The organism is Corynebacterium yudongzhengii (assembly GCF_003065405.1).
In the GTDB taxonomy this organism is placed as follows: domain Bacteria; phylum Actinomycetota; class Actinomycetes; order Mycobacteriales; family Mycobacteriaceae; genus Corynebacterium; species Corynebacterium yudongzhengii.
The window spans coordinates 141,967-158,623 of record NZ_CP026947.1 but is presented as its reverse complement, the minus strand read 5'-3'; the positions used below and the strand labels follow the sequence as shown (position 1 = coordinate 158,623).

Below are 16,657 nucleotides of genomic sequence, written 5' to 3'. Positions count from 1 at the left end.
TGCCCTTCCGCACGAAAAGAACCGCGCAACAAACGCTGAATGTTGGTACCCGCATTTTTTCGGTGTAGTTCGTAAACGAATCCACATCCGAGTGAGGATTAACATGCTGAGCTGCCCAATAAAGCACATCGAGAAAACGCTTGCCTTTCTCAAAGTCTTGAAGGATATTAGGGCCGAATGAGTTTGTTATGGGAGCCGTTGCTTTACGTAGGAGATACCCCATATCAGGAGTCGGGGTTTCCGCAAGAGAGCGTCCGATAGTTTGTGTGCGGGGGTGGTTTACAGGTAGTCCGCGAATCGGTCTGGGTATGCCACAGCTAGTTGGTTGATGGCTTGTTTCCAGCCATTGGCCTTCGCTCCTTGAACATACCCGTTGCACTCAACGGCACGCTTGGCTTGCTTCGCGCGTTTGGCAACGCGTTAGTCTTCGATGGTGCACATCATCAACCAAAGCGTCTTCAGTGCTGCTGTATCGTTCGGGAACTGGCCCCGGTTTCGGGTAGCTTTACGCAGCTCAGCATTGAGTGACTCGATTGAATTCGTGGTGTATATCACCTTGCGCGCCGCTGGCGGGAACTGCAGAAACCCCACGAACCGTTCCCACGCATCACGCCAGATATTCACCGACTGCGGGTACTTCTGGCCAAGCTCAGAGGTTTCGAACGCATCTAAGCTGGCACGGGCGGTATCTTCGTTTACGGCCGTCTAGATCGCACGTAGCGCACTGGAGACGGGTTTTCGGTCCTGATAGGACACCCACCTATTCGCCGCCCGGATCAGGTGCACGATGCAGGTTTGTACCATCGAATGTGGCCAGGTTGCCTCCACAAGCTTCCGGTAGACCTTTAAGACCATCACAGCAGACGATGAAGACATCCTGGACGCCACGGTTGGCCAGATCTGCGCACACAGATGCCCAAAAGGCGGCACCTTCATTATCAGCAATCCACAAGCCCAGGATGTGCTTGATACCGTCTATGTCGATGCCCACCGCCATGTAGCACGCCTTGTTGACTACACGGTGGCCATCGCGGATCTTCACGCGTAGCGCATCAAAAAAGATTACTGGGTAGAACTCGTCGAGTTGACGGTTCTGCCAGATCATCACCTCGTCTAAGACTGCATCGGTAATCGTGCTGATCGTATCCGGGCTCATATCCACCCCCAGGGTGGAGCCAAGATGGTGCTGAATATCACGCACTGTCATCCCACCGGCGTACAGCGAGATGATCATGTCATCGAGCTCTGTCAGCCGGCGTGAGCCCTTGGGCACCATCTGGGCAGTAAACGTGCCGGAACGATCCCTGGGCACGATCCCTTCCAACGCGCCGTGCCCAGAATTGACGGTCTTGGTCTACGACCCGTTGCGGTGGTTACTACCCTGTGTTGGTTCAACCTGGGCCTTCATCGTCCGGTCGGAATGACCGTAGCCCAAATGGGCATCCATTTCCGCCTGCAAAACCAGCGTTAATCGATGCCTGCAACAGGGCTTTGACCAGGTCGCTGGCGTTATCGGTGGACGTCGACAACTCGCCAATCAGCTTGGCGAGCTCAGGATTTTCCATCAGCTTCTCGCTGATCTCGTTGACCTTGTCCTGGTCATGGTTTTTCTTCGTTGTCACCGTTGTCATTATCGGTGAAACTCCTTCTGGATCAGAGCCTCACACACAAATTTCCTGACACCCTCTTCCGCAATAGCACGGGTAAGCGTCTCAGAAAGAACCCCGTGCCATACGCCTTTGATACCCACACCTTCTTGGCCTGCACTGGGATTGTAATCTTGATCCCCTTCGTCGTTATAAGGTTCAAGGGCGTTGAGGAAATCAGCCACCGAGTCAGCAACCTTGGTCAACTTCCCACCCGGATCAGTATCCAAGTGAAGAATCGCCCCTCGTGGAAACTCCGCCAAGTCATAGTTGATCACGAAACAGTTGTGCATACCGTCTTCGGTATCAGCAAACAAAAGGACTTCTTCAGGAATCTCCCACTCCTCCATCAAGAAGACCCCAAACTCAGCCAAATCAACATTGGCACCGGTGGCAATTTTCCCATTGCCGAAAATATTGTCAGTGCTCAAGCCTTCTGCCGCTCCCGGAAGCCCAGGCATCACGCACCTGGACAGCTTGAGACTACCGCCTCCGGTTTCTTGGATCAGCGCCCGATAATCCTCAGGCAAACGCCGACCGATCGCTCGTTCAATGTCCGCGATCCGCACATCATCGGCAGGCTCACCAGGGTCCTCGAAAAAGTCGGCATAGTTTTCCAAAATCAACTCTCCCTATAAATAGTCCGGAAGCGTTGGACCTATCCCAACGCCGGCTGTACGCCCCACGATTGAATACACCCACCAACCTGATGGGCAGTGCCGTTATCAGCGTTGGGATGCCAGCAGATTGACGCATCACGCTGAAAGACCTGGTACCGGCCATTCCAGGCGGCTATGCCCTCAGCGGTAATCGCATCACCGAACGTGTTCCACCCGCCGAGGCGGTGGTAGGCCCCCTCAATCTTCCCGCCGATCCAGTGACCGTGAAACACGTCTGCAGAAGCGGTGACCACCACAGTGCACACCGCGAGCACTGCACTCACAGTAGCTGCGACTATCCTGCCAGCCTTCATCGATGACCACCCTTAATATGCAGTGAATACTAATGCTTCCCTAAGGGAATACTTGGGCGATAGGAATCGTAGGTCATAATTCCTGCTTCGCTAGGCCTAACAAAGTATTTTTCTTCCGAGGGGGTAGTTTCACCAGTTAGCGCCCACTCAACAATCGGTCCTGGGCCCGCGAGAAGACCTGGAACCTACGCTGAGCCCCTAGTCCGGCAGCTCCGCCGCGCGGGCCATGAGACGGGACAGCGGCCCGGAGTCGGCCACCTCGTCGGGTGTGCCGGCGGCCCGGACGATGCCGTTATCGAGGACGATGACCTGGTCGGCGTCAGCGATGCCGGCGGGGGTGTGGGTGGACTCGATGAGAGTGATGCCCGGGAATTCCGCGCGCACGTTGTGGCGCACTTGGCTAGCGGTGGCGTCGTCGAGGTGGGAGGTGTACTCGTCGAGAAGCAACACGCGCGGGCGCAACAGCACCGCGCGCGCCAAAGCGAGGCGCTGGCGCTGGCCGCCCGAGAGCAACTGAGCGCCCTCGCCGACCTCGGTGTCGAGCCCGTCGCGCTCGGCGAGTTCGCGATCCAGGCTCACGACTTCTAAGGCGTGGTGCATCTCGTCGTCACCTGCCTTCGGTGCTGCCAGCGCGAGGTTGGAGCGCACCGTGCCGTTGAACAGGGTGGCTTGTTGTTCGACGAAGAGGACGGCGGAGCGGACGTCGGAAAGCTTCAGCTCACGCAGGTCCACCCCACCGAGGCTCACGTGGCCCGCAGTGGGGTCGTGGTGGCGGGCGATCAACGACAGCGCCGTCGACTTACCCGAGCCCGACGTGCCGATGAAACACGTATGGCTACCAGGCGCGATGCGCACCGTGACGTCCTGCACAGACGTGCTGCCCGCGGAATAGGAGTGGGTCACGCCGTGGAACTCGACGCCGAGCGGGCCGGAAGGCACAGCCACCGGGGACTCCGGTTCGCTCACCGCCGGGCGGGCATGGGTGAGCTCGTAGACGCGCTCGGCGGCGGCCATCGAGTCGTCGAGAACCGCCGCGAAACCGCGCACGCCCTCAGTGACGCTGAACAGCGCCCACACCAACACCGCAAACACGGCCAAGGCCACCGGCTCCACGCCCACGGCGGCGCCGACGAGCGCCACCGCCAGCACGGTGCCGGCATCCACCAGCACGGCGCCGACCTCGCGGGCGCCCGACCAGCGCGAACGCGGCGCCTCGGTGGCCTGCAGGCGGGCGTCGATAGCGTGCTGCCCCTGCAGCCGGCGCGTGACATGCCCGTAGCCGGTGACCTCGCTCATGCCCTGCAGGGAATCGGTGACGTGCTGGGTAAGCTCCCCGCGCTGGGCGGCGCTCTTCCGGGCGACGCGCATGCTCGTCCGGGCGCCCAATACGGGCACGACGCCCACGCTAAGCACCAGCCCCACGGCCGCGACCAGCACCGGCTGGAAGCCGACGAAAGGCAGGCTGGCCAGCACGGTCACCAGCGGGATGGTCGCCGCGGTGATCGCCGGCGGCAGGGTGTGGGCGAAGAAGACCTCGATGCGGTCGATGTCCTTCGTCGCCCGGTTGAGCACGTCGCCGGAGGTGGCCTTCATCTCGGTGGCCTGAGGAACGAGGCGTCGATACAGCTCGACGCGCAGGATCTCTAGGGCCTTGAACGCCACCAGGTGACCGAGGAAATGCTCCAGGTAGTTGAACAGGCCTTTGGCCAGGGTCAAGCCCACCAAGGCAAGGATGAGCCACACCACCGGCAGGCTCTCGCCGGCCACGAGGCTGGCCACAGCCCACGCTCCGATGCCCACCAGCGCCAGGTGCGCTGCGAAGTACAGATGCCTAAAGATCACCGAGCCGACCAGCGGGCTGAGCACTGGGCGGGTCACATCGATGAGCCAGCTCGTTACGCGCTGCATTTTTACTCACTCACCTTCCCCTCGATAACGCTGAGTACGCGCCCCTTGGCCATGGACGTGCGGTGGGTGGCCATCAGCACGGTGGCGTGTTCTGCGAGCTTCTCCACTGATTGTTCAATCACTGCTTCGGATTCCAGGTCCACCTGCGAGGTCGGCTCGTCCATGATGATGAGGTCGCGCCCGGCGACGATCGCCCGCGCAATCGAGATGCGCTGCGCCTGACCGCCCGAGACACTCATGCCGCGTTCCCCGACCGGGGTAGCGAGTTTTTCGGGCAGGCTTTCTGCCCACTCGCGCAGATCGACCTGCTCGAGGGCGGCCCACAGCTCCTCGTCCGTGGCGTCATGGCGGGCCAGTCGCAGGTTATCTGCCAAGCTGGCGTGGAAGAGCCAGGTGTGTTGCTGCACCACCGCGGATTGCGCGCGCACCAGATCCTGGCTCGCCGGGGTGAGCGCTACTCCGTTGACGCTGACGCAGCCCTGGTCGGGTACGAGGTCCCCGGCGGCGATGGACAGCAGAGTGGTCTTGCCGCTTCCCGACGCCCCCAGCAACGACGTCGCCCCTTGGACGTTAAGATCGACGCCCCTAAGGACCGGGTTATCGCCATAGGCGAAGTGCACGTCATCGAAGGTGACCACGGCCCCGGAATCAGCATCAGCATCAGCATCAGCATCAGCACGAGCCTGATCCGCCGAATCCCCAGCCCCGGCGCTTCTCTGAAGAAAAGCACTCATAGCCTTCTGCCCGCCGCGGCCGACCATGCCGATGTAGAAGAACCCGCCGACGGAGTTGATCGGCGTGGTCAGCTGCGAGGTCAGAAGCACCACCGCGAGTGCCTCGCCGACGCCGATGACGCCGGCATCCAGGCGCAGCCAGCTCATGGTGATGGCCACCGAAATGAGAAACAGCGAGAAGCCGGATTCCATCACGAACAGCAGCAGCTGGTTGCGGGCCAGCACCTTCATGAGCGCCTGGCGGTTATCCTCGCCCACGCCTTCGAGTTGGTCTCCGACTTTCTGGGCGGCACCGATGCCGACGAGCGTCGACAAGCCCTGGACGGCTTCGAGGAATTGGGCTGAGAGCTTTCCACGCATCCGTCGAGAAGCACTCGCATCGGAGGAGAAGAACCTCTGGAACCCACCCACCACGAGCGGCACAAACGGGATGGCGATGAGCAGGATCAACGCCGTCAGCCAGTCGACGAACACCGCGATGAGCCCCAGGGTGATCAGCGGGGTCAGCAGCGAGCCGACGAGCTGGCCCAGATATCCCTGGCGGTACTTGGTCACGGCCTCCACCGAGTCGGTGAACATCGCGACCATCGCGCCGGTCTCCCGGCCGCGAAAACGCGCCGGCCCGAGCCCGAAGGCGTGGCGCATCAGCCCGTCGCGGATGCGCGCGGACTCCACACACTGGCTCTTCCCCGAGGCCCGCACCGCCGCATAGGCCGCCAGCGCCGCCATGATGATCCCGGCGATACCCGCGATGACCCAGCCGGTGGGCAGGGTGGCGTCGCTAAACGCCGCGCCGAGAATCTTGCCGATCGCCAGCAGCGCCACCCCGACTGCGAGCGCGCGCACCCCAATGAGCGCGGACTGCACCCAGATCGCGGGATTGCCCGGAGAGAAAAACGTTTTCTTCATGTATTCCTTTGTACGCCTAGCGCGGCTCCTGATCGAAAGCATCATCGAAGACCACCGGCTCGCGGGGCATCTCGGTGGGATCGAAGACCTCAAGAAGCTCCTGCAGCGTCGCCGTCTCCGGGTAGCCCAGCGAGGCGCAGAGCCGCTTGACGACGCCTCCGCGCCCACCGGGTTGCGCACTCATCTCCCGCAAGGTCACCGCGCCGTCGCGCTTGGCCAGGCGCTTGCCTTCCGGGCCTAAAACCAGCGGGACGTGGACGTAACTGGGGACCTGGAAGCCCAGCAGATCCGCGAGGTAGGCCTGGCGGCCGGAGGAGTCGAGCAGGTCGTCGCCACGCGTGATCTGGTCGATGCCGCAGTCGCCGTCGTCGATGACCACCACGAAGTTATAGGCGAAATCGCCGGCCTGGCCGATGTTGCCGCCGCGGCGGATGATGAAGTCGTCGACGTCGCTCGCGTACTCGCCGGCGAAGTAGTCGTGCACGGTGAAAGAAGCGGTGTCTGTGCGCAGGCGCAGCGAGGGCACGCGTCCCGCGGCGGCGGTCTCGGCGCGCTTGCGCTCGCGCTCGGCGGGGTTTAAGTCACGGCACGTGCCCGGGTAGATCCCGGGGCGCGCATGCGCCGCCGAGGCGGCGACCTGGATATCCCGGCGGGTGCAATAGCACTCGTAGATCAGGCCGCGCTCTTCCAGCTCACCCAAGACCTCCTCGTAGCGGCCGAGGCGCTCGGACTGGTAGATAACTTCGCCGTCGAAGTCGATGCCTAGGGCCTGCAAGTCCTCGATCTGGCGCTCGGCGGACGTCCGCGAAGAACGCTGGCTGTCGATATCCTCTACCCTTAAGTAGAACCTGCGGCCGCTCAGCCGGGCGAACAGCCACGCGAGGACCGCGGTGCGCAGGTTGCCGAAATGCAAGTCCCCGCTCGGCGAGGGGGCGTAGCGACCAGCTTTAGCATTCATATCCCTTAAGCCTAGGATGAACGCTGTGACTATGACAGCAGAAGCACCCCGCCACGTCCGCACCGGGACCACCATCTTCCCCGTGCTCGTGGCCGTGTCCGCCGCCGTGTTTTTGATCTCCAACATCACGGCGACCAAGGGCGTCCAGATCGGCCCCTTCGTGCTCGACGCCGCGTTCTTCCTCTTCCCGCTGGGCTACGTCGTCGGTGACGTGATCAGCGAGGTCTATGGCTTCCGCAACGCCCGGCTGGCGATCTTCACCAGCTTCGGCATCACGATCCTAGCCGCGGTGTGCTTCTACATCGCCATCTGGCTGCCGGAGGCGGACTTCTACGACAACCAGGAGGCGTTTGCCTCCGTGCTCGGGTTGGTCCCGCAGATCATCCTCGCCTCCCTGGCGGGTTATGCCGTCGGCCAGCTGCTCAACGCGTGGGCCCTGGTGCAGATTAAGAAGCGCACGGGCGAAAAGTCGCTGTGGGCGCGCCTTTTGGGCTCGACCGTGATCGGCCAGTTCGGCGACACCCTACTGTTCTGCGCGATCGCCGCCCCGGTCATCGGCGTGGCCACGGCCGGCGACTTCATCAACTACGTCCTCGTCGGTTTCGCCTGGAAGACCGCCCTCGAGGCGCTACTGCTGCCGATCACCTACGCCGTCGTCGGCGCGGTCAAGCGCCACGAAAACTACTAAAACTCCTAGACACCAGCCTGCGCCCGGCCGCCGTGGGCGTAGTAGCGGGCCATGAACGCGTCGCGGAACTCGCGGTAGGTGCCGGCGTTGAGGTGGGCGCGGATGTCGTCGACCAGCCGGATCATGAACTCCAGGTTGTGGATGGTGCACAGGGTGCCGGCGAGGAACTCCTTCGCCTTGAGCAGGTGGTGCAGATACGCCCGCGAGTAGTTCTCGCTGACATAGCCGCCGAATTCCTCATCGACGCCCCGGAAGTCCCGCTTGAAGCGCGCGGCCGTGAGGTTCATCCGCCCGTCGAGGGTGTACACCCCGCCGCGGCGCGCCAGGCGGGTGGGCGCCACACAGTCGAAGGTGTCGGCGCCGGCCTCGACGGCGGCGAAGAGGTCATCCGGTTCGGAGATCCCCAGCAGGTGGCGGGGCTTATCGACGGGCAACTCCTCGCACACCCACCCGACGATCGTGCCCAGATTCTCCTTCTCGATCGCTCCGCCGATGCCGTAGCCGCCGAAGCCGCGCCGGCCCTCGTCCTCGGCGCGTCGGGACAGCTCCTCGAGCCCGCGGGCGGCCACGCGGCGCAGGTCCTCGTACTGCGCGCCTTGGACCACGCCCCACAGCGACTGCCGGGGTTTGTCGGCGCGCAAGCGGGTCAGGCGGTCGTGCTCTGTCAGGCAGCGCTCGGCCCACCGGCGAGTGCGCTCGACGGAGGTCTCCTGGTAGGCGCGGGGCTCGACGAGCGTGGTGAGCTCGTCGAAGGCGAAGATGAGGTCCGCGCCGAGCGCGTGCTGGATCTGCATGCTCACCTCGGGGGTGAAGCGGTGGCGCGAGCCGTCGAGATGCGACTTGAAGTTCACGCCGTCGTCGTCGACGATCGCCAGGCGCTCCTTTTCGGCGGCCCGGATATCGTTGCGGGTCAGCCCCGCCGTGTCCATGGCGAGGACCTTCTTATATCCCGCGCCCAGGCTCATGACCTGGAAGCCGCCGGAGTCGGTGTAGGTGGGCCCGTGCCAGTTTTCGAAGGCGGCCACTCCCCCGGCCTCGTCGACGATCTCGGCGCCGGGCTGCAGGTAGAGATGGTAGGCGTTCGATAAGATCGCCTGCGCCCCGGTGGCGCGGATCTGTTCCGGGGTCAGGGTTTTCACCGTCGCCTTCGTGGCCACGGGGATAAACGCCGGGGTGTCGATGGGACCGTGCGGGGTGTGGATGCGCCCGGTGCGGCCGTGAGCGCCGTCGAGAAGCGCGCCCACCTCGAAGGTTAAGTCTTTCATGCGTCGAGGGATTCCTTGTTGTCCTTGGTGCGATCGACGCCTTCGAAGCGCTCCTCGAGCTTGGTGCCTTCGATGTCGATGTTCGGCAGGATCTTATCCATCCACTTCGGCATCCACCAGGTGGCCCGTCCCAGGATGAACATCGCGGCGGGCACCAGGCCCATGCGGATGAAGAACGCGTCGAAGAAGACGCTCAAGCCGAGGGCGAAGCCGAAGATCTGGATGAACGGCAGCGGCTGGTTGATGAAGGCCACGAACACGGCGATCATGATGACCGCGGCGGCGGTGACCACGCGTACGCCGCGGGAGAAGCCCACGACGACGGATTCCTCCACACCGTTGTATTTGTTGTAGAGCTCGTTGCTGCCGCCGGTTTTGACGTAGTGCTCGCGCATGCGGGTGCCGAGGAAGATCTGGTAGTCCATCGCCAGGCCGAAGGTCACGCCGATCAGGAAGATCGGCATGAAAGAGATCAGCGGCGCCGGGGTGTCGACGAGCCCCCACAGCCCCTCCTGCCACACCAGGATGGTCAGGCCGAAGGAGGCGCCGACGGAGAGCAGGAAGCCGAGGCTGGCGACCACCGGCACCATGATCGAGCGGAACACAAGCAGCAGCAGGATGATCGCCAGGCCGACGACCACACTGAGATACAGCGGCATGGCCTCGCCGAGGCGTTCGGTGATGTCCATCTGCACCGCGGTCAGCCCCGTCAGCCCGATGGAGACACCGGTGGCGTCCTGGATCTCGGTGCCGATGCTGCGCAGGGCGCTGGCGGTCTCCGCGGTGCGCTGATCGGCCGGGCCGGTCTCCGGGGTAACCAGCACCTGGGCGGAGGAGTTGTCGTCGTTGACGGTGACGAGCTGGGCGTGTTTGACGTCGACCAGCGAGTTCGCCTGGCTGACGGTGTACAGGTAGGACGCCAGGCCGGCGGCCTCGCGCTCGTTGACGTCCTCGCCCGCGTCCTGGATGGCGTTTTTGATCGGCACCAGCGGGGCGGCGTCGGGGTTGACGTTGTCGGCGTCGACGATCATGAGGAAAGGCGCGTTGACGCCCTCGCCGAAGCCTTCGGCCATGAGCTCGGCCGACTGGCGCTGGGTGGTCTCCTTGCCGGAGGTGGCATCCGAAGGCAGCGCCATCTCGAGCTGGCTGACCGGCAGGCTCATCGCGCCCAAGCCGAGCACGACGACCGCGATGACCAGGCCCGGGACGCGCTGGATCAACTTCACCCACTTGGTGCCAAGGGTCTCGCCTTCCAGCGAACGCCAGGAGCTGCGCGGCGGTTCTTCCTTCTTGCCCCAGCCGGGGTTGCCGGCCAGCCCGGGGATCTTGCCGCCGAAGGCCTTGGAGCGGGTCAGGCCCAGAAGCGCAGGGGTGAGGGTAAGTCCGATGACCACGGCGATGGCGACGGTCAGCGCGGCCGAAAGACCCATCCAGGTGAGGAACTCGATGTTCGCGATCACCAGGGCAGCCAGCGCGACGAAGACGGTCATGCCAGCAAAGACCACCGAGGACCCGGCCGTGCCAGCGGCGAGCCCCGCGGCGTCCGGCCCGCCGAGCCTCTGGTACTCGGCGCGGTAGCGCGAGAGGATGAACAGCGAGTAGTCGATGCCGACGGCCAGGCCGATCATCACGGCGAGCACCGGGGTGATGTCGTTGAGCGTGAGCCAGTGCGTCGAGGTCAAGATGGTGAGCACGCCGATGCCCACGCCGACCACGGCGGTGACCACCGGCTTGATCGCGGAGATCAGCGAGCCGAAGGTGATGATCAAGACGATGAACGCCACCGCCAGGCCGATGATCTCACTGGTGGTGTTGATGACGATCGCCTCGCCGAAGCCCGGGCCCCCGGCCTCGACGCGCACGCCGGCGTCCTCGCCGACCTCGATGGCGTCGCGGACCACCTGGCGCTGGTCCTCGGTGACGGCCTGCGCCGACTCGGCGTCGAAGGTGAAAGTGGTGTACGCGATGGTGCGGTCGTCGGAGACCATCGCGAGGTTCTCGGCGTCCGCCCGCGCGGTCGGCTCCGGCAGGCCCATCTCGGTCTCGAGGTCGAAGACCGTGCGCTGGAGCTCCTCCGAGACCTTAAGCGGGTTGCCGAAACGCTCGGTGCCCTGCCTATCGTCGAGGTTGTCCTCGATATAGGCGAGCGTCTCATCCATCGCCGCGCTGTTCTGCGGCTCGTCGAGGGTTTCGCCCTCTGGGGCCTGGAAGACGACGTTCACGGTAGCGGCGTTCACGCTCTGGCCGGCGCCGGGGAACTCCTCGTCAAGCTTCTCGACGGCCTCAATCGCCGGCGTGCCAGAAATCTCGAACTCCGAGGTAAATGGCTTCATCAGGGTCAGGGCCGCCACGGTCATCCCCGCGAAGATGACCAGCCAGGCGGCGATGACCTTCCACTTATTCAGGAACGACCATTTGCCCAGGCGAAACAGGAATTCAGCCACTTATGCAAACGCCTCTCACGCGTCATAAACGCGATAGAAAAATGTGTCTTCGGGTCTGACTCATTGTAGGTGTGGAGTCTCTAGAGAGCGAAAAACGCCGCCTCCGCATGTTCTGTGGAGACGGCGCCAAAAGCTCTGGCGGTGGCGGAGGGATTCGAACCCTCGGTGGTTTTACCCACATTCGCTTTCGAGGCGAACACCTTCGGCCGCTCGGACACGCCACCGTCGAAAGACTCTAACGGACGCGTGCGGGCGCGACCAAATCACCAGCTCTACTTGTCCTGGAACTTGCCGGCGATCTTGTTGATGCCGTCCTTGACAGCGTCGCCAGCGTCGGAGAACTTCTCCTTAACGTCGGACTTGACCTGGTCGGCCTTGCCCTCGTCCTTCACGGACTCATCGTTGGTGGCCTCGCCGAAGGCCTCCTTGGCCTTGCCGCCGAGCTCTTCTGCCTTCTCGTTGATGTCCTTCGACATGTTCATCCCTGCCTAGTCTGATCGGAATTGCGGTTTTCGCTTCGCCAAGCGAATGCCTGACTTCCCCTACGCTATCGCCGATGGCCGGCTTATGGCTAGCCTCCCAAACAATAGATACGCATTCGTAACCTGGAATTCATTTTCGCAGCTCATTGAAGAAATCTTCAAGTAATTCGGCACACTCTTTCTCCAGCACCCCGCCGCTCAGTTCCGGGACGTGGACGGCCGCGGGCAGGCGCAGGGCGTCGATAAGCGAACCGCACGCCCCCGTCTTCGGCTCATAGGCCCCATAAACCACGGAAGCCACGCGGGCACCCGCCGCGGCGCCCGCGCACATCACGCAGGGCTCCAGCGTGACGACGAGCTCGCACCCCGACAGCCGCCAGCCGTCACCGTGGCGCCGGACCGCCTGCCGGATCGCGAGGACCTCGGCGTGCGCGGTGGGGTCTTGGTCGGCCTCGCGGCGGTTGGTGGCGGCGGCGAGCTCGTGGCCGGCGGCGTCGAAAAGCACGGCGCCGACGGGCACATCGCCGGGCGGGGTCTCGCGCGCGACCGCGAGTGCGCGGCGCATGCGGGACTCGGCGCGGCGCTGCGGTTGCGGGGTGGGCAGAGCCATGGGAACAAGGAGCCGGTTAGTAGCCGGCGGCCTCGGCGAACTCGTCGGCGAAGCCTAGATCGTCGGCGATGGCCATGAGCGCGTCGTGGGGCCAGGTCTCGGGGTCGTCGGCCAGCACGGTGAGCGTTTCGGCGGTGATGCCGAGATCGGCGAGTAGCTCGAAGTCGCCGTCGGCCCAGCCGTCGATCTCGTCGAGCTCGTCCGGATCGATCGCCGGGATCTCCAGGCCCGCGTGCGCGGCCCAGCCGGTGGCGTAGTCGTCATCCACCGCCATGGTGATATCGGAGATGAAGACCCGCTCGGTACCCGGCGCGAGGCGCGCGATCACGAAGTACTCGTCTTCGACGCAGATCAAAGCGAACGCGGCGGTCTCGGACCGCAGCCGCCTCAGGGCGCCGATGGCCGCGGACGGGGTATCGAAATCATCGCGGAAGGAGCGCACGTTCCACCGGCCGTCGCCGGCAGTGACGGTCACCGCGAAGCTCATGGGCTGCATGCTCAGTCAGATTAGTCGCCATCAGGCATAATTGTCACTGTGACTGCGAACGACTCTTCCCCTGCCTACTGCATCATCGGACTCGGCCTGATCGGCGGTTCGCTCATGCGCGACCTCGCGGCCCGCGGCGAGACTGTCTACGGCTATAACCGTTCCACTTCAGGTGCCCGCACGGCGATCAAAGAGGGCTTCGACGCCTCCGATCGCCTCGACAAGACCCTCATCCGCGCCAACGAGGACCACGCGCTCATCGTGCTGGCCGTGCCCATGCACGCGGTCGGCGAGGTACTCGACGCGGTCGTCGAATACGCCCCGAACTGCGGGATCACCGACGTGGTCTCAGTGAAGACCGCCGTCTACGAAGAGATCGACGCGCGCGGGCTCAAGACCCGCTACGTCGGCGGCCACCCCATGGCCGGCACGCAGCACTCCGGCTGGAAGGCCTCAGAGACCGGGATGTTCAAGCGCGCCGCGTGGGTGATTACCTATGACTACGCCGCCGAGTGCGAGGCCGCCGGCGAGGAGATCGATTCCTCCTGGATCGAGCTGTTCAAGACGGTGACGCGGATGGTGGAAAAGCTCAAGGCCGAGGCAGTGCCGGCGCTGGTGACCAACCACGACGCCGCCGTCGCCCGCGTCTCCCACCTTCCGCACGTGCTCGCCGCGGCGCTCTCGGTGGTTGGGGACAACGGCGGGGTGCTCGCCCAGTCGCTGGCGGCGGGTTCCTTCAAGTCCGCCACCCGCGTCGCCACCACCGCCCCGGATCTGCAGCGGGCGATGTGCGAGTCGAACGCCACGGCGCTGGTCGGGGCGCTCGACGAGTTCATCGCGGAGCTCGCCAAGGCCCGCGACGACCTGGCCTCCGAGACCCCGCAGATCAAGGAGCTCATCGAGGCCGGCCACCGCACCCGCATCCGCCTGGAGGCCCGCTCGGGGGCGAGCAAGGACTCCGTCTCGCCGGTGAAGATTTCCTCGCGCCCCGTCCTGCGCCTGCACCCGGGCGGGCCGAACTGGGTGCGCCAGCTGTCGCAGACCGAGGACATCGGCGGACGCATCGAGATCTTCTAGGCATACGACGCGGTGTGACGTAGGGCTCGATCGGGGGCACGCTCTCCCGCCTGCCCCACGCTATCCCTAGAGTGGGGGATTAGTTAAAATTACGAGTACCCAACACCGTGACCGGAGGAGATCCCATGCGCAAGACCGCCCTGGCCGCTATCACCCTGAGTGCCCTCGCCCTCGCCGCCTGCACCAGCGACAACGTCGGCGACGACAACACCCCGGGCGCCGTCGCGCAGCAGGACCAGGGCGCGGTCGGCAGCCAGGTCGACAACCAGGCCTACGGCGGCTCCGACGACCAAGAGATCGAGGCCGACGTCGACCAAGCGCTTCTCGACGCCGCCGGCACCTCCGACTGGGCCGACGCCGAAGAAGGCTGGGCTGGCCACGTGATGGGCACGGACGTCAATGTAAGCACCCTGCTGATCGACACCAACCTCGACCCGAACGACGGCGACGCCGTCGAGACCGCCGAGCAGATCGGCAACGAAGCCGCCTCCGCCCTCGAGGGCGAGCGGGCCGCCGAGCAGCTGACCAAGATCACCGTCTCCTACAACGACGGGCGCGGCGCCTACACCCAGCAGATCAACGGCTCCTAGGGATTCAGCCGTAGCGAGGACTTTTGGGCGACAAGGCACAGGCGAACCCTTCATCGAATTGACCGCCTCGCAGCGGCAGGAAGTAGCTAGCCTGGTAGATAGAGCCAGAGCTTAACCGACCCCCAATTTAAGAAGCATCACTGTGTCTGACTATCAGAACTACATCAACGGCCAGTTCGTGGATCCCTCCGACTACCACGACGTGCTGAACCCCTCCACGGGTGAGGTGATCACCCGGGCGCCGGAGTCCGACGCCTCCGCCGTCGACGAAGCCGTCGCCGCCGCCAAGGCCGCCCAGGTCGAGTGGGCGAAGCTGCCCGCCGTCGAGCGCGCCTCCTACCTGGTGAAGCTCGCCGCGGAGCTGCGCAAGCACGTCGATCGCTTCGCCGATTACCTCGTGCGCGAGCAGGGCAAGACCCGCGAACTCGCGGGGGTGGAGGTCAACTTCACCGCCGATTACCTCGACTACATGGCCGGCTTCGCCCGCCGCATCGAGGGCGAGGTCATCCCCTCGGATCGCCCCAACGAGTCGATCTTCCTCACCTACCAGCCGCTCGGCGTGGTCGGCGGCATCCTGCCGTGGAACTTCCCCTTCTTCCTGATCGCCCGCAAGATGGCGCCGGCGCTGGTGACGGGCAACACGATCGTCGTCAAGCCGTCTGAAGAAACGCCCATCAACGCTTTCGAGTTCGCCAAGCTTGTCGACGGCACCGGCCTGCCCGCCGGCGTCTTCAACATGGTCGGAGGCAAGGGCTCGGTCATCGGCAACGCCATGACGACGCACAAGGACGTCGACATGATCTCCATGACCGGCTCCGTGGGCACCGGCAAGAAGATCATGGCCGCAGCGGCGGAGAACCTCACCCGCGTCAACCTGGAGCTCGGCGGCAAGGCGCCGGCCATCGTGCTTGCCGACGCCGACCTTGACCTCGCCGCCACCGCCATCTGGAACTCCCGCGTGATCAACACCGGCCAGGTCTGCAACTGCGCCGAGGTCGTGCTGGTGGAAGAGGCGGTGCACGATGAGCTCGTCGAGAAGCTGAAGGAGAAGTTCGAGGCGACCCGCTACGGCGACACCTCCGAGACTGACGAGCTGGATATGGGCCCGCTGATCAACAAGGCGGGCGTCGAGACCTGCGGGAAGATGGTGCAGGATGCCGTCTCGGCGGGCGCCACCGTCGTCTGCGGCGGTGAGCCCGCCACGGACAAGGGCGACGGCTTCTTCTTCCAGCCCACGATTCTCGACGGCGTGGAGAAGGGCGCCCCGATCACCCGCGAGGAGATCTTCGGCCCCGTCCTGCCGATTGTGACGGTGAAGGACCTGGACGAGGCGATCGAGTTCGCCAACGGCTCCGACTACGGCCTGACCTCGTCGATCTACACCGAGAACATCCACCACGCCCACAAGGCGGCGCGCGAACTGCTCTACGGCGAGACCTACATCAACCGCGAGAACTTCGAGGCGATGCAGGGCTTCCACGCGGGCCGTCGCAACTCCGGCATCGGCGGTGCCGATGGCAAGCACGGCATCATGGAGTACGTGGAGACCCACGTCACCTATATCGAGTCGAAGATGTAGGTTTCTGGAGGTCTGAGTTTGGGGTGGCTGGGCTAGGTGAAGGGCAAGCAGCCGCTTGACCTAAATGAAAAAGCCCGGCTCATCCCCGCTCGCGCGGGGCTGCCGCGATCCTTGGCATTCCTGATGTCGACGACTACGGCTCATCCCCGCTAGCGCGGGGCTGACACTAGCCGACCTGGCATTTTGTAGCCTGAAACGTCATCTTAGATACGACTTCATCCCCGCACAAGCCTTGTTTCTCCCGATATTATGAAAGCGGCTCCCGCGATTGGGGGCCGCTTTCTGTGTGCATTGTTTGCCCTATAGC

At 64.2% G+C, this 16,657-nt stretch carries 13 protein-coding genes, 1 tRNA gene and 1 pseudogene; 4 read left to right on the top strand and 11 right to left on the bottom strand.

Features of this window, described 5'->3' with window-relative positions:
* Positions 1–279: 279 nt before the first annotated feature.
* From C3B44_RS00770 to gluQRS, 5 genes and pseudogenes are all read right to left on the bottom strand, one after another.
* Positions 280–1,631: pseudogene (locus C3B44_RS00770) on the bottom strand (IS256 family transposase).
* Entirely contained in the window at positions 1,631–2,266 is a 636-nt protein-coding gene (locus C3B44_RS00765; protein ID WP_158268663.1) for an SMI1/KNR4 family protein, read from the bottom strand. Before C3B44_RS00765 ends, C3B44_RS00770 begins: the two are co-directional and overlap by 1 nt.
* Before the next feature lie 551 nt (positions 2,267–2,817).
* Positions 2,818–4,527, bottom strand: coding sequence for an amino acid ABC transporter ATP-binding/permease protein (locus C3B44_RS00755; RefSeq protein ID WP_108430677.1), 1,710 nt, complete (start codon positions 4,525–4,527; stop codon positions 2,818–2,820).
* 2 nt (positions 4,528–4,529) lie between these two features.
* Positions 4,530–6,170, bottom strand: coding sequence for an ABC transporter ATP-binding protein/permease (locus tag C3B44_RS00750; protein ID WP_158268662.1), 1,641 nt, complete (start codon positions 6,168–6,170; stop codon positions 4,530–4,532).
* A 16-nt stretch (positions 6,171–6,186) separates the two neighbouring features.
* Positions 6,187–7,128 carry a tRNA glutamyl-Q(34) synthetase GluQRS gene (gluQRS, locus tag C3B44_RS00745; RefSeq protein WP_108430675.1) on the bottom strand — a complete coding sequence of 314 codons (942 nt, stop codon included), beginning with the start codon at positions 7,126–7,128 and terminating at the stop codon, positions 6,187–6,189.
* Positions 7,129–7,159: 31 nt separating this feature from the next.
* Between gluQRS and C3B44_RS00740 the strand changes: the two genes are divergently transcribed.
* A complete protein-coding gene (locus C3B44_RS00740) occupies positions 7,160–7,816 on the top strand; it encodes a queuosine precursor transporter (protein WP_235840479.1) in 657 nt (218 codons plus the stop codon).
* Between the two features lie 5 nt (positions 7,817–7,821).
* Here the strand turns inward: C3B44_RS00740 and tgt are convergent, their stop codons facing one another.
* From tgt to C3B44_RS00710, 6 genes are all read right to left on the bottom strand, one after another.
* A complete protein-coding gene (tgt, locus tag C3B44_RS00735; protein WP_108430673.1) occupies positions 7,822–9,081 on the bottom strand; it encodes a tRNA guanosine(34) transglycosylase Tgt in 1,260 nt (419 codons plus the stop codon).
* Positions 9,078–11,525: an MMPL family transporter gene (locus C3B44_RS00730; RefSeq protein ID WP_108430672.1), complete on the bottom strand. Its 2,448-nt coding sequence runs from the start codon at positions 11,523–11,525 to the stop codon at positions 9,078–9,080. Before C3B44_RS00730 ends, tgt begins: the two co-directional genes overlap by 4 nt.
* Before the next feature lie 136 nt (positions 11,526–11,661).
* Positions 11,662–11,749: transfer RNA gene (locus tag C3B44_RS00725), tRNA-Ser, on the bottom strand.
* A gap of 48 nt (positions 11,750–11,797) precedes the next feature.
* Positions 11,798–12,001: a CsbD family protein gene (locus C3B44_RS00720; RefSeq protein ID WP_108432504.1), complete on the bottom strand. Its 204-nt coding sequence runs from the start codon at positions 11,999–12,001 to the stop codon at positions 11,798–11,800.
* A 136-nt stretch (positions 12,002–12,137) separates the two neighbouring features.
* Positions 12,138–12,572 carry a nucleoside deaminase gene (locus tag C3B44_RS00715; RefSeq protein ID WP_108432503.1) on the bottom strand — a complete coding sequence of 145 codons (435 nt, stop codon included), beginning with the start codon at positions 12,570–12,572 and terminating at the stop codon, positions 12,138–12,140.
* Positions 12,573–12,633: 61 nt separating this feature from the next.
* Entirely contained in the window at positions 12,634–13,113 is a 480-nt protein-coding gene (locus C3B44_RS00710) for a tRNA adenosine deaminase-associated protein (protein ID WP_108430671.1), read from the bottom strand.
* Between the two features lie 39 nt (positions 13,114–13,152).
* Between C3B44_RS00710 and C3B44_RS00705 the strand changes: the two genes are divergently transcribed.
* The 3 genes from C3B44_RS00705 to aldA all read left to right on the top strand — a co-directional run bounded on the left by C3B44_RS00705 (position 13,153) and on the right by aldA (position 16,350).
* Positions 13,153–14,181, top strand: a complete 1,029-nt coding sequence (locus tag C3B44_RS00705) for a prephenate dehydrogenase (RefSeq protein WP_108430670.1) — start codon at positions 13,153–13,155, stop codon at positions 14,179–14,181.
* Positions 14,182–14,306: 125 nt separating this feature from the next.
* Complete coding sequence (locus tag C3B44_RS00700; protein WP_108430669.1) at positions 14,307–14,771, top strand: hypothetical protein; 465 nt, start codon at positions 14,307–14,309, stop codon at positions 14,769–14,771.
* Positions 14,772–14,913: 142 nt separating this feature from the next.
* On the top strand, positions 14,914–16,350 hold the full coding sequence (aldA, locus tag C3B44_RS00695) for an aldehyde dehydrogenase (RefSeq protein ID WP_199222443.1): 1,437 nt from the start codon (positions 14,914–14,916) through the stop codon (positions 16,348–16,350).
* The last annotated feature ends 307 nt before the right edge of the window (positions 16,351–16,657 follow it).

Bases quoted from the DNA above. Each gene is read 5' to 3' on its own strand.
- C3B44_RS00715 (WP_108432503.1), bottom strand. From the start codon at position 12,572: ATGCGCCGCGCACTCGCGGTCGCGCGCGAGACCCCGCCCGGCGATGTG.
- gluQRS (WP_108430675.1), bottom strand. From the start codon at position 7,128: ATGAATGCTAAAGCTGGTCGCTACGCCCCCTCGCCGAGCGGGGACTTG.
- C3B44_RS00710 (WP_108430671.1), bottom strand. From the start codon at position 13,113: ATGCAGCCCATGAGCTTCGCGGTGACCGTCACTGCCGGCGACGGCCGG.
- C3B44_RS00750 (WP_158268662.1), bottom strand. From the start codon at position 6,170: ATGAAGAAAACGTTTTTCTCTCCGGGCAATCCCGCGATCTGGGTGCAG.
- C3B44_RS00755 (WP_108430677.1), bottom strand. From the start codon at position 4,527: ATGCAGCGCGTAACGAGCTGGCTCATCGATGTGACCCGCCCAGTGCTC.
- C3B44_RS00740 (WP_235840479.1), top strand. From the start codon at position 7,160: ATGACAGCAGAAGCACCCCGCCACGTCCGCACCGGGACCACCATCTTC.
- C3B44_RS00700 (WP_108430669.1), top strand. From the start codon at position 14,307: ATGCGCAAGACCGCCCTGGCCGCTATCACCCTGAGTGCCCTCGCCCTC.
- tgt (WP_108430673.1), bottom strand. From the start codon at position 9,081: ATGAAAGACTTAACCTTCGAGGTGGGCGCGCTTCTCGACGGCGCTCAC.
- C3B44_RS00720 (WP_108432504.1), bottom strand. From the start codon at position 12,001: ATGTCGAAGGACATCAACGAGAAGGCAGAAGAGCTCGGCGGCAAGGCC.